This window comes from Modestobacter sp. SYSU DS0904, from assembly GCF_054051115.1.
On record NZ_JBJHAQ010000006.1, the window covers coordinates 1 to 12,048 of the forward strand.

11 protein-coding genes, 1 tRNA gene and 1 pseudogene are annotated in these 12,048 nt (G+C 71.7%); 3 read left to right on the forward strand and 10 right to left on the reverse strand.

The window, feature by feature from the left end; genetic code table 11:
• Positions 1-244: pseudogene (locus ACI79U_RS05565) on the reverse strand (endonuclease); the annotation flags it as partial.
• A 280-nt stretch (positions 245-524) separates the two neighbouring features.
• Here ACI79U_RS05565 and ACI79U_RS05570 point away from each other — a divergent pair.
• From ACI79U_RS05570 to ACI79U_RS05580, 3 genes are all read left to right on the forward strand, one after another.
• Positions 525-932, forward strand: coding sequence for a YciI family protein (locus tag ACI79U_RS05570; protein WP_457072385.1), 408 nt, complete (start codon positions 525-527; stop codon positions 930-932).
• Positions 929-2,077, forward strand: a complete 1,149-nt coding sequence (locus ACI79U_RS05575; RefSeq protein ID WP_457072383.1) for an RNA polymerase sigma factor — start codon at positions 929-931, stop codon at positions 2,075-2,077. The genes ACI79U_RS05570 and ACI79U_RS05575 overlap by 4 nt, the downstream gene beginning before the upstream one ends.
• Positions 2,078-2,146: 69 nt before the next feature.
• Positions 2,147-2,515, forward strand: coding sequence for a VOC family protein (locus ACI79U_RS05580; RefSeq protein ID WP_457072381.1), 369 nt, complete (start codon positions 2,147-2,149; stop codon positions 2,513-2,515).
• A gap of 111 nt (positions 2,516-2,626) precedes the next feature.
• On the opposite strand, the gene ACI79U_RS05585 is transcribed toward ACI79U_RS05580, so the two are convergent.
• From ACI79U_RS05585 to ACI79U_RS05625, 9 genes are all read right to left on the reverse strand, one after another.
• The gene (locus ACI79U_RS05585; protein WP_457072379.1) at positions 2,627-3,214 is read right to left on the reverse strand and encodes a response regulator transcription factor; all 588 of its coding nucleotides are present in this window, start codon (positions 3,212-3,214) and stop codon (positions 2,627-2,629) included.
• Complete coding sequence (locus ACI79U_RS05590) at positions 3,211-4,371, reverse strand: sensor histidine kinase (RefSeq protein WP_457072782.1); 1,161 nt, start codon at positions 4,369-4,371, stop codon at positions 3,211-3,213. Before ACI79U_RS05590 ends, ACI79U_RS05585 begins: the two co-directional genes overlap by 4 nt.
• On the reverse strand, positions 4,371-6,554 hold the full coding sequence (locus tag ACI79U_RS05595) for an MMPL family transporter (protein WP_457066257.1): 2,184 nt from the start codon (positions 6,552-6,554) through the stop codon (positions 4,371-4,373). The genes ACI79U_RS05590 and ACI79U_RS05595 overlap by 1 nt, the downstream gene beginning before the upstream one ends.
• 461 nt (positions 6,555-7,015) lie before the next feature.
• Positions 7,016-7,771, reverse strand: coding sequence for a DUF429 domain-containing protein (locus ACI79U_RS05600; RefSeq protein WP_457072783.1), 756 nt, complete (start codon positions 7,769-7,771; stop codon positions 7,016-7,018).
• A gap of 45 nt (positions 7,772-7,816) precedes the next feature.
• A complete protein-coding gene (locus ACI79U_RS05605; RefSeq protein ID WP_457066253.1) occupies positions 7,817-9,097 on the reverse strand; it encodes a hypothetical protein in 1,281 nt (426 codons plus the stop codon).
• Positions 9,098-9,340: 243 nt separating this feature from the next.
• Positions 9,341-9,413: transfer RNA gene (locus tag ACI79U_RS05610), tRNA-Ala, on the reverse strand.
• Between the two features lie 376 nt (positions 9,414-9,789).
• On the reverse strand, positions 9,790-10,209 hold the full coding sequence (locus ACI79U_RS05615) for a VOC family protein (RefSeq protein WP_457066251.1): 420 nt from the start codon (positions 10,207-10,209) through the stop codon (positions 9,790-9,792).
• 10 nt (positions 10,210-10,219) lie between these two features.
• Positions 10,220-10,654 (reverse strand): helix-turn-helix domain-containing protein, encoded by a 435-nt coding sequence (locus ACI79U_RS05620; protein WP_457066249.1) that lies wholly within the window; start codon positions 10,652-10,654, stop codon positions 10,220-10,222.
• Positions 10,655-10,723: 69 nt separating this feature from the next.
• Positions 10,724-11,974 (reverse strand): 3-deoxy-7-phosphoheptulonate synthase, encoded by a 1,251-nt coding sequence (locus tag ACI79U_RS05625; protein ID WP_457066246.1) that lies wholly within the window; start codon positions 11,972-11,974, stop codon positions 10,724-10,726.
• Positions 11,975-12,048: the final 74 nt, after the last annotated feature.

Below are 12,048 nucleotides of genomic sequence, written 5' to 3' on the forward strand. Positions count from 1 at the left end.
CGATCCGCGACGCCTCGGCCGGCGCCACCCGCACGTGCCCGATCAACCACGACCGCATGCTCTTCAGCGCATCCCGCTCACACGCCTGCGTGCTCTCCGCATGCCGCACCGTGCGGGTCAGCTCGGCGTCCAACCGGTTCCGCGCAGCCACCAGCAGTGCCGTCCGGGCCAGCACCTCGCCGTCGGACAACCCGTGCAGCTCCTCGGCGGCCAGGGCGTCCAGTGCCGACGTCAACTCGCTCACCGAGCACCTCCCGCCGCTTCGAACGTCTGTACGAATAGTACCGCTCCGGGAACTACTGGACAACATGAAACCGCAGGTCAGCGCCCTGTCCACAGATGTCGCCTGGGCCTTGACAGCCCCGTTCGACCACGGTGACCCACCGCCCTCGAGCAACTCGTCCCAGGCGGTCCCGGCGCGCGTCGCGACCGAGCCACCCGTCGATGTCGAGAAGCCGCGACCGGTTCCGTCCCTGGGGTGTCCGCGGCCACGATGGGCCGCACCAGCACCGAGGAGAGCTGCGATGGCCAAGTACCTGATGCTCAAGCACTACCGGAGCACGTCGAAGTCGCTCGACTGCGCGCCGATGGACCAGTGGACGCCGGACGAGGTCTCGGCCCACATCCAGTACATGAACGACTTCGCGGCGAAGCTGACCGGGACCGGCGAGTTCGTCGACGGGCAGGCGCTCGCCCCCGAGGGCACCTGGGTCCGGTACGACGGCGAGGGCCGCCCGCCGGTCACCGACGGGCCGTTCGCCGAGACCAAGGACCTCATCGCCGGGTGGATGGTGATCGACGTCGACAGCCACGAGCGCGCCGTCGAGCTGGCCGGGGAGCTCTCGGCGGCCCCCGGCCCGGGTGGTCGGCCGATCCGCGAGTGGCTGGAGCTGCGCCCGTTCCTGGGCGCGCCACCCACCATCACGGAGTGACCCCACCGGTGGACGACGTCCTGGTGCGGAGCCTGGTGCCGGGCGTGCTCGGCGTCCTCGTCCGTCGCGGAGCCGACTTCGCGGCGGCCGAGGACGCCGTCCAGGAGGCGCTGGTCGAGGCGGTCCGCAGCTGGCCGGCCGCCCCGCCGCGGGACCCGAGGGGCTGGCTGGTCACGGTGGCCTGGCGCAAGTTCCTCGACGCGACCCGGGCGGAGGCCACCCGCCGCCGCCGGGAGGAGACCGTCGCCGACGAGCCGCCGTCCGGCCCCGTGCCCGAGGCGGACGACACGCTGCAGCTGTACTTCCTGTGCGCCCACCCGTCGTTGACACCCGCGTCGGCGGTCGCGCTCACGCTGCGCGCCGTGGGCGGGCTGACCACCCGGCAGATCGCGGCGGCGTACCTGGTGCCCGAGGCGACGATGGCGCAGCGGATCAGCCGGGCGAAACGCACCGTCTCCGGCGTCCGGTTCGACTCCCCTGGCGACGTCGCCACCGTGCTGCGCGTCCTGTACCTGGTGTTCAACGAGGGCTACTCCGGGGACTTAGACCTCGCGGCGGAGGCGATCCGGCTCACCCGGCAGCTCGCAGCCGCCGTCGACCACCCGGAGGTGGCGGGGCTGCTCGCCCTGATGCTGCTGCACCACGCCCGGCGTGCCGCGCGGACCTCGCCCGACGGCAGCCTCGTGCCCCTCGCCGAGCAGGACCGCGACCGGTGGGACACCACGCTGATCAGCGAGGGCGTCGCCGTCCTGCAGACCGCCCTGGCCCGGGACCGGCTGGGCGAGTACCAGGCCCAGGCCGCGATCGCGGCGCTGCACGCCGACGCACGGTCGGCCGCGGAGACCGACTGGGTGCAGATCGTGGAGTGGTACGACGAGCTGGTCCGGCTGACCGGCAGCCCGGTGGTGCGGCTCAATCGCGCGGTCGCCGTCGGCGAGGCGGACGGTCCGCGCGCCGGCCTGGCCGCGCTCGCCTCGGTGGACGCCTCGGTCCCCCGCTTCGCCGCCGTCCAGGCGCACCTGCACGAGCAGGACGGCGACCGGACGACGGCGGCGCGGCTGTATGCCGAAGCCGCCGCGAAGGCACCCAACGCCGCCGAGCGCGACCACCTGACGCGCCAGGCGGCCCGGCTCAACTCCCGCTGACGACCGGGCCGATGACTTCCCCCTCCTCCCGGAGTCAGTGCTGCGAGACGACCCACCAGGAGGAGACCCGTGCCCACGATCCTGCCCATGCTGCTCACCGCCGACCCGGAGCGCCTGAGGGACTTCTACGTCGGAGCACTGGGCGCCCAGGTGGTCGAGCGGACCCCACCGGAGGACGACGGCGACCCACCGTTCTTCCTGAGCCTGCGCATCGGCGACTCGGTGCTGGGGCTCGTCCGGGAGGCCGAGCCGCCCGCCGGCAACCGGACCCTGCTGGGGATCGGCGTCGACGACGTCGACGCGCTGCTGGACTCCGTGCGCTCGCACGGTGGCTCGGTCACCGGCGGGCCGACCGACATGGCGTGGGGCATGCGGGTGGCCCACGTGAGCGACCCGGACGGCAACCCGATCAACCTGCAGTGCCCCATCGGGGACTGAGACGGCCGACCGGGCTCGCCCCTGCCCACGACGACCGTCAGGGCGCTCGGACCAGCCCCTCCTGGTAGGCGATGACGACCAGCTGGGCCCGGTCGCGGGCGCCCAGTTTCGTCATGCCCGGTGCACGTGGGTGCGCACGGTCAGCGGGCTCACGACCAGCCGGTCGGCGATCTCCTGGTTGGACAGGCCGTGCGCGGCCAGCCCGGTGATCTCGCGCTCGCGGTCGGTCAACGTCGGGAGCAGTCCGCGCGGCAGGTCGCCGATGCCGTCCGGACTGGCGAGGAAGCGGTTCACCAGCACCCGGGTGGCGACCGGTGAGAGCAGGGCCTCGCCGTCCACGACCGTCCGGATCCCGGCGAGCAGTTCGGCCGGCGTGACGTCCTTGCCCAGAAATCCGCTCGCCCCCGCGCGGAGCGCGTGCGCCACGTGCTCGTCGGACTCGAAGGTGGTCAGGATCAGCACCCGCGTGCCCGCCAGGTCGGTGGCTGCGCAGATCTGCCGGGTGGCGGCCAGCCCGTCCAGGACCGGCATCCGGATGTCCATCAGCACCAGGTCGGGACGGTGCTGATGGGCGAGCTCGACCGCCTCCGCGCCGTTCGCGGCCTCGGCGACGACCGTCAGGTCGTCCTCGGAGTCGATCAGCATGCGGAACGTCGAGCGCAGCAGCGCCTGGTCGTCCGCCAGCAGCACCCGGATCATCGGGGTCCCTCCCAGGGCGTCAGCGGGACGGTGAAGGTCACGGCGTACCGATCGGACCCGACCGGGCCGGCCTGCACCGTCCCGTCCAGCGCGAGCGCGCGCTCGCGCATCCCGATCAGCCCGTAGCCCGATCCCACCGGACCGGGCCGGGCGCCGGTGTTCTCGACGTGGACGCAGAAGGTGTCCTCGGTGCGGCGCACGGTGATCGTCACGGACGGGTCGACGGCGTGCTTGGTGACGTTGGTCAGGGCCTCCTGGACGACGCGGTAGGCGGTGACGTCGACCAGCCGGGGCAGGCAGTCCAGGGGTCCCTCGCGGAGCACGGTGACCTCGATGCCGGCTGCCCGGCAGGGCTCGACCAGCTCGTCGAGCTGGTCGAGCCCCGGTGCCGGCACGGTGTCGGCCGGGGGGTCGTCATCGGTGGTGCGCAGCACCGCCACGGTGGCCTTGAGCTCCTGGAGCGCCGCCGATGTGGAGGCGCTGAGCCCGGCCACCAGCTCCCGAGCTTGCTCGGGACGCCGGTCCAGCAGGTGCTCGGCGGTGCCGGCCTGGGCGTGGGCCACGGTGAGGTGGTGGGCGACGACGTCGTGCAGCTCCCGCGCGATGCGCAGGCGTTCCTCGCCCACCCGGTGCCGGATCTCGTCGTCCCGGCTGCGCTCGGCGTCCTCGGCGCGGGCCCGGACCACCTCGAGGTAGGAGCGGTGGGCCTGGGCCGTCCGGCCGGCGAACACCGCCGGCAGCAGCCACAGGGCGACGCCGACGGTGCGCAGCACCAGCGAGCCCCCGGTGGGGGTGTCCGTCAAGCTGCCCAGGATCACCGCGGCCACCGCGGACCCGGTCCACCACGCGACGGCGCGCACGGACCCGACGACCGCGAGCCAGTAGAGGCAGCCGATCAGCGGGGCCAGCAGCAACGGCGTCGGCAGGTAGCCGAGCGCGCAGGCGCCGGTCTCGCAGCAGATCGCCACGGCCGTCGCGGCGCGCGGCCACCGGGCCGCGGTGAACAGGGCGACGCTGGCCACCAGGCTGAGCAGCACGCCGGGGACGAGCACGGCCGGCCCGACGATGCCTTCGGTGTCGATGCTGGTACCCAGGGCGGCGAAGAGGAACGCGACGAGCGCGGCCGCCGCGTCCCGCGCCCCCGGCCTGGTGCTCATCAGCGGCTGCTCAGCGCCAGGTCCGGCGTCCGAGCCGGCGCGGCCGGCAGCGACGCACCCTCCACGTCGACGTTCGGCAGCAGCCGGTCGAGCCGGCGCGGCAGCCACCAGGCCCGCTCACCGAGGAGCTGCAGGACGGCGGGCACCAGCGTCAGCCGGACGACGAACGCGTCGAAGAACACCGCCGCGGCGAGCCCGAGACCGACCATCTTGATCAGCGGTTCGGAGGCCGCCGCGAACCCGCCGAACACCGCGACCATGATCACCGCGGCGGCGACCACGACCTTCGAGCTCTGCCCGAACCCGGTGACGATGGCCTGCCGGGCCGGCACGCCGTGCACGTGCGCCTCACGCATCCGCGACACCAGGAACACCTCGTAGTCCATGGCCAGCCCGAACACGATCCCCACCAGCAGGATCGGCATCAGGCTCATGACCGGGCCAGTCTGCTCGACACCGAGCAGATCACCTGCCCAGCCCCACTGGAAGACCGCCACGATCACCCCGATCGAGGCGAACAGTGACAGCAGGAAGCCGACCGCGGCCTTGATGGGCACCCATATCGAGCGGAAGACCACCAGCAGGAGCAGCACCGCGAGACCGACGACGAGCGCGACGTAGGGCACCAGGGCCGACTGGGTCTTCTGCGCCATGTCGATGTCGAGCGCCGTCGTCCCGGTGATCTCGTAGCTGACGCCCTGGTCGCGTTCCACGGCCGGGCGGGCGTCGCGCAGCGACTCCACCAGCGCCTCGGTGCGCTCGTCGGTCGGCCCGGTGGTGGGGACGGCGGTGAGGACGGCGGTGTCCCCCTGCTCGTTGAAGGTCGGGGTCGACACGGAGGCCACGCCGTCGATCGCTGCGAGGTCGTCCGCGACGGCCGGCACCGCGGTCTCCGGGTCGCTCGCACCGCGGGCGTCGACCACCACCGTCAGCGGGCCGTTGGAGCCGGGCCCGAACGCCTCGGCCCGCAGGTCGTAGGCCCGGCGCTCGGTGGCCGTGGTCGGCAGCGAGGCGTCGCCGGGGGTGCCCAGCTGCAACGACAGCGCCGGGATGGCGACGGCGGCGAGCACCGCGATCCCGGCCACCGTGACCAGCAGCGGACGACGCTGCACCAGCCGCATCCAGGTCCGGGCCACCGGCACGCGGGGGTTCGTGCGGGCCCCGCGCCGCTGCGACCGCGAGCGAGCCCGGTTCGGGAACATGCCCAGCAGCGCCGGGACCAGGGTCAGCGCGACGAGGACGGCCACGACGACGGCGCCCGCCGCGGCCAGCCCCATCTTCATCAGCGACGGGATCCCGACCACGACCAGCCCGGCGAGCGCGATCACCACCGTCGTCCCGGCGAAGACGACCGCCGAGCCCGCAGTGCCGACGGCGCGACCGGCCGCCGTCTCGGCGTCGTCGTGCGTGAGCCGTTCCTCCTGGTACCGGGAGACGACGAACATCGCGTAGTCGATGCCGACCGCGAGCCCCAGCATGAGCGCGAGCATCCCGCTGGTGATCGCCATCCCCAGCGGGCCGGCGAGGGCCCAGACGCCGAGGAACGAGATGGCCACCCCGATGATCGCCGTGAGCAGCGGCAGCCCCGCGGCCACCAGCGACCCGAAGGTCATCAGCAGGACGACGGCCGCGATCGCGACCCCGATGAGCTCGGTGGCGCTCATGCTGGTGGGGCTCTTGAGCGCCGAGCCGCGCATCTCCGCGGTCAGCCCGTCGTCCCGCGCCTGCTCGACCGCCTCCTCCAGCAGGGCGCGCGACTCGTCGGTGACCTCCGCCGACGGCACCTCGAACGTCACCGACGCGAAGCCGGTCGAGCCGTCGGCGCTGATGCTGGTGCCCGCCGAGGGCGGCACGACCCGGGACACCTGGGGGCTGTCGGCGACGGTGGCCAGCGCGGCCTCGACGGCCGCCCGGTTCGCCGGCGCGTCCAGCGAACCGCCGTCGGGAGCGACGAAGACGAGGGTCGCCGATGCGCTGTCCGTGGGCGTGTCCGGGAAGCGCTCGGCGAGGAGGTCGAACGCGTCCTGCGACTCGATGCCCGGGATGGTCGCCCGGGTGTTCACCGGGCCCTCGGACGTGACGGCGGCCGTCACCGCCCCGGCGAGGACGAGCAGCCAGAGCACAGCGACCGACCACCGCCGGCGGAAGGAGAAGCGGCCAAGACGATCGAGCAGACCTGCCATGTCGGAACACCCCAGTTGTCGTGGTTGTCCCGAGGAGCGTTTCGTCCTGGCAGGGGTCCCGTCGTCGTGCAGGCGCAGGCTCCGACTACGGAGATCGCAGTACCCGGCCCCTCGCATGGACTGGCGTCACCGGCGTGGTCAGTCGGACTCGATCAGCGGTCGGGGGCGGGCTCCACTGCGGCCCGTCGAGCCAGAGCGTGTCGGCGGTGCCGGCCTCGAGGTGCACGAGGCAGATCTCGACCTTGTGGTCGATGTCGGCCAGCCTCCTGCAGGTCGGCGACCTGCCGCTGGCCCCCATCGCGACGTCGCCTGGTCGGTGGTTGCTAGGCGCCGGCCGGCCGTCACCCTCACGCCGACATCAGGTAGCTGTATATGCAGCAAATGGCCGAAGCTGAATCACAGCTCTTGCCGTGCCGTTAGGCGCTAGTCAGTCCTTCGTGGCCAGGCCCACCAGCGGCCGATTACACGAACAGCTTCATCAGCGGCTGCTCAGGTAGACACATCCAGCCCTCGCGACCAGCCCGTGTCTCGCTGCCCGCTGGAGGTAAGGACACGAGCCCTAGAACGCGCGCGCGAGCGATCAACGCGCAGATCAAGGCGTCGAAGACGTCGTCCGAGTCCCTGATGGCCTCTCGCGCCACCCCGAGGTCCAGCTTGGGTGCCGCGGCGACAAGCGCCTCCACCGATGCCCGCAACGCATCACGCTTCGCCAGACCCTTGTACGACTTGTGAGGCAGCCCCCAGGACCGCAGCGCAGCAGCCGGATATGTCTCGATCACCAGTCCCGACCCGTCCCGGCTCACATCCGGGCCCTCGTCGGACAGCCGACTCAACACGCCCGCGCCCCGCATGGCCACGGCCGCAATCCGGTCAGCCGAAACCGACAAGGGGTGGACACCGGTGGTCTGCTCGCACCTCAAATCTGTCTCCCGGCGCGACAACCTTCGGCGCCAGACCAAGCCCGCATCTCCCGTAGGTATCGACACGTGCCCCGACCGGTGCTCATTCACGAACTCGACGAACGGCTCAGGCCAGCCGAACGGGCAGTCCATCGCCGCCCTGTCCGCCTCAGCAACAGCACCGACGATGGCCGCGTCATCGGCGCGAAGATGCACCCGATCAACTACGGCCGCACCGCCCGGCTGCCAGACCACCTGCACGATCGCAGTACCAGCAGGCTCCGCAGCAAGGTCAATACCTGCTGTCCGCATCCACATGACCTCATCTACTTCCGACCGGAGCCCGCCTCTTCACAGCAAGGTTCAGGCGGTGTGCAGGTCTTCTCGTCTGCGGTCGGTCTTGTAGGGCGCGGGGCCGACGGTCGCCCGGATCTCCTTCTGCGGGCCTCCGGGATTGCCCCAGTGGACCGTCACCGACGTCCCGATCTCGGCGTGGGCGACGTCGAGAGTGCAGAGCGAGAGCATCTCCCGGAAGTAGTAGCTGTAGCCGCGGGAGGTCGCCACCCCGACGAGCTCGCCGTCCCGCGTGACCCTGTCCGCCCACATGAACCCGCGCTGGTCACGCGGCATGTCCATGAACGGGTAGTTCTCCCCGGGCCGGAACAGTGACGCCTGCACGTCGAGCACGTCCTCGGCGTTCCACACCAGGCTGCGGATCGTGCGACGGGGGTTGGCCTTCTCCTCCTCGAGCGCCTCCCGACCGAGGAAGTCGTGGTCGAACGCGATGTTGCGGCCCCAGCCGAGCTCGACGGGGCTGCGGTAGTACTCGGAGATGTCGCGCCCGTCGTAGGAGCCTGCGATGTACGCCGGCTGGGCGAACGCCGGCATCGACGCGGTGAACACCTCGAGGTAGTCCGCGGTCTCCGGCTCGAAGATCGCCGGGATGTAGTCCGTCGCGATGGTCGGGAAGCACGCCTCCAGATGATTGATCGGCGCCGTCCGGCCGCCCAGCTTGCGGATCCCGAACTCCTGCCCGGCCTCGAGGATGGCGTCGTACACCTCCTGCTTGTGCGCGACCGGCCCCTGGAGCTCGAAGCCGATCTCGCCCGCCATGCCCTGGCGGAGGGCGTGGACCTCGTGGCCGGCGACGGTGATGGTGCTGACGTACATGAAGCCGGTGTCGCGCAACCCAGAGCCGGCGATCTTGTCCAGCACATTGACCGACTGCGGCCCGGACACCTGCAGGATGAACCAGTCGTCCTTCTCCACCTGCACGTCGTAGCTGGTGGAGGCCAGGTGGTGACTGGCCCAGAACCCTCCGCGCCCGTGCAGCATGAACTCCTCGGGCCCGAACCGGGTGAGGACGCCCTCGTGGATGACCTTGCCGTTCCCGTTGGTGTGGATCGCGTGCTTCGACTGGCCGATGTCGAACTTCGCGAAGCTGTTGACCGTGATCTCGCTCAGCATGGCGAGGACGTCCGGCCCGGTGAAACGGTGCTGCCAGAGGAACGACCAGTCCCCGATGTAGCAGGTCTGCTTCCACGACAAGCTCTCGTCCAGCCAGTCGGTGTACTCCGGCTGACCGAAGCGGGTCCAGGCGTATCCCTCGGGAGCTCTGCGCATGCTGCTGACCGAATGGTCCATGGGAATCCTCGCTGTGGTGTCGGCAGGCACTGCTACCCCGAACGCTAGGGCCCGCCCTCGCAACTGCGCACCACGACCGACACCTACAGCGACGTGATGCCCGCCCTCGACAAGGACCCGGCCGCCCGGATGGGGAGGCCCTGTGGGACTGACCTGGCACCGGATGTGCTGCAGTGGCCACCACGCTGGCACCAAAGAAAATCAGGCCGCTCTCCCAGCGGGAGAACGGCCTGATCAACGGGGTGGAGCTGAGGGGACTCGAACCCCTGACCCCCACACTGCCAGTGTGGTGCGCTACCAGCTGCGCCACAGCCCCTTGCCGACCCGGTCTGGTGCGTCCGAGCCGTGGAGAACTCTACATCGCGGTGAACGGCACCCGGCGGAGGGGTCCCCCACCGGGTGCCGTGTCGTCAGCTCCCTGCGCCGAAGCGCTGGTCGAGCGAGGAGCAGCAGCCCGAAGACCGCCAGCGTGAGCAGCACGTAGACCACGTCGGTCACGTCCAGAGCACCTTCATCCCGATCCGGGCGGACGACCGGTCGTCGTCCACGTCCGGGCGGCGACGCTAGGAGCGCTCGGGAGTGCTGACGTGGGTCTTGACGGGTCCTTGACGGCGGGGGGTGGCGACCTTGACGCCGTCCTGACGGGGGAGCTCGAGTGGGGGAGTAATGGCCATTTCTGCCCCACTCGGGGGTCAGGACGGCGGCGGGGTCAGCTGGGCGACGCGGACGGAGTTGCCGAACGGGTCGCGGAAGCCGAAGTCGATGCCGTAGGGCTGCACGATCGGCTCCTCCGGCAGCTCGACGCCGCGCTCCTTGAGCTCGGCGTGGGTCTTGCGCGCGTCGTCGGTGCCGAAGAACAGGTGTCCGCCGCCGGCGCCCTTGGTGACCAGGTCGCGCACCTGGCCGGCGATCTCCGGGCTCACCGACGGCGGCGCCGCGAGCTCGAGCAGCACCGCGTGGCCGGGGTCGGTGGGCAGCGCCACGGTGAGGAAGCGCATCGGCCCGAACTGCATGTCGGTCTGCACCTCGAAGCCGAGCGTGCCGACGTAGAAGTCCAGCGCCTCGTCCTGGTCGAGGACGTAGAGGGAGGTGATCGTGATCGAGTTCAGCATGGTCAGGACGCTAGGGGCGGGCGTCGTGCCCGGGCTTCTCCGAAACTGCGCTGTCCGTGCTGGGCCGGAGCCACCGCATGCCGAAGCAGCTGGGCACCGGCGCCAGCGGGCCGCGCCGCCGGTACACACTCGGCGGCTCGCCGACGATCTCGGCGAACACCCGGCTGAACGTGCCCAGGCTGGCGAACCCCACGGCCATGCAGATGTCGGTGACGGTCTCCTCGCTGTTGCGCAGCAGCACCATCGCCCGCTCCACCCGCCGCCGCTGCAGGTACCGGTGCGGCGTCTCGCCGAAGGTGGCCTTGAAGGTGCGGATGAAGTGCGCCTCCGACACGTGGGCGATCCGGGCGAGGGTCGGGACGTCGAGCGGTTCGGCGTAGGCGCGGTCCATCGCGTCCCGGGCCCGCAGCATCCGCCGATTGGAGTCCTCGGACGCCCGGCTCACGAGCGGGATCATGGCACCGCGCCGTTCGCGGCGGTCCCGCGCACGCGCCGCCGTCGTCGCGCCAGGCCCTCAGCCGGCCGTACCGCCGCGCTCGCGCCGTTCCCGGGCCGCGCCGGCCAGTTCGTCGAGCAGGGTCTCCGTGGTCGCCAGGTCCACGCAGGCATCCGTGACGCTCTTGCCGTGCTCCAGCGCGTCGGGACGCCGCTGGTCGAGGTCCTGCCGCCCCGCGACGAGGTTGCTCTCCAGCATCACCCCGCGGATCGCCGTCTCCCCGCCCGCGATCTGGCCGGCCAGGTCGCGCACGACGTCGATCTGGCGCAGGTGGTCCTTCTGGCTGTTCCCGTGCGAGGCGTCGACCACGAGCACCTCCGGCAGCCCGCGCGCACGGAGCCGCTCACGGGTGCGGGCGATGTGGGCGGCGGAGTAGTTCGGGCCGTCCTTGTCACCGCGCAGGATCACGTGCCCGGTCTCGTTGCCCGTGGTCGACAGCTGGGCGGAGATGCCGTGGCGGTCGACGCCCAGGAACTCGTGCGGCGCCCGGGCGGCGATGACGGCGGAGATGGCGGCGTCGATGCTCCCCTCCGGGGAGTTCTTGAACCCGACGACGGCGGAGAACCCGGACACCCGCTCGCGGGCGGTCTGGTCGGTGACGTTGCGCGCGCCCACGCCGTTGTAGGTCACCAGGCCGTCGACGTACTGGGGGGTGAGGGCGTTCAGCGGCTCGGCCGCCACCGGCACCCCCGTCGCGGTGATGCGGGCCATGAGCATCCGGGTGGCCACGAGCCCGACGCTGATCCGGTTGGAGCCGTCGAGGTACGGGTCGTAGGCGAAGCCCTTCCAGTCCACCTCCGTCCTCGGCTTCTCCGTGTACGTGCGCATCACGATCTCCAGGTCGGCCCCGAAGCGGGCCCGCATCCGGCGGAGGAAGTCGGCGTACTCCAGCGTGGCGACGGGGTCGTGGATCGAGCACGGTCCCGCGATCACCGCCAGGCGCCCGCTCCGGCCGCTCACGATCTCGGCCATCGCCGCGCGCCCGGCCCGCGTGGTGGCGATGGCCGGCTCCGGGAGCGGCACCACCGAGGCGACGGCCTCCGGGGTGACGACGATGCTCAGGCCGGCGATCCGGGTGTTGACCAGGCCGGACAGGTCGACGACGTCGGGGTCCGGCAGTCCGAGCTGTTCGCGGACACCGGGGAGCAGTTCGGCGTGCATCGCGTCGATCCGCCGGTTGACCTGCCGCTGCACGTCCAGCAGGTGGTCGGCGATCCGGGCCGCGACCTCGAGCAACCGGTCGGCCGGGGTGTCCTCGTGCTGGGCCATCGGGGTGATCTCCTCCTGGACGGTCGGCTCAGCGGGGGCCGGGCACGCTCACCCGACGGAGGTGCAGTCTCCCA

What these genes read in the sequence shown, in the direction of transcription:
- ACI79U_RS05585 (WP_457072379.1), bottom strand. Translation starts at nt 3,214, where the DNA reads ATGATCCGGGTGCTGCTGGCGGACGACCAGGCGCTGCTGCGCTCGACG.
- ACI79U_RS05595 (WP_457066257.1), bottom strand. Translation starts at nt 6,554, where the DNA reads ATGGCAGGTCTGCTCGATCGTCTTGGCCGCTTCTCCTTCCGCCGGCGG.
- ACI79U_RS05625 (WP_457066246.1), bottom strand. Translation starts at nt 11,974, where the DNA reads ATGGCCCAGCACGAGGACACCCCGGCCGACCGGTTGCTCGAGGTCGCG.
- ACI79U_RS05590 (WP_457072782.1), bottom strand. Translation starts at nt 4,371, where the DNA reads ATGAGCACCAGGCCGGGGGCGCGGGACGCGGCGGCCGCGCTCGTCGCG.
- ACI79U_RS05600 (WP_457072783.1), bottom strand. Translation starts at nt 7,771, where the DNA reads ATGTGGATGCGGACAGCAGGTATTGACCTTGCTGCGGAGCCTGCTGGT.
- ACI79U_RS05570 (WP_457072385.1), top strand. Translation starts at nt 525, where the DNA reads ATGGCCAAGTACCTGATGCTCAAGCACTACCGGAGCACGTCGAAGTCG.
- ACI79U_RS05605 (WP_457066253.1), bottom strand. Translation starts at nt 9,097, where the DNA reads ATGGACCATTCGGTCAGCAGCATGCGCAGAGCTCCCGAGGGATACGCC.
- ACI79U_RS05615 (WP_457066251.1), bottom strand. Translation starts at nt 10,209, where the DNA reads ATGCTGAACTCGATCACGATCACCTCCCTCTACGTCCTCGACCAGGAC.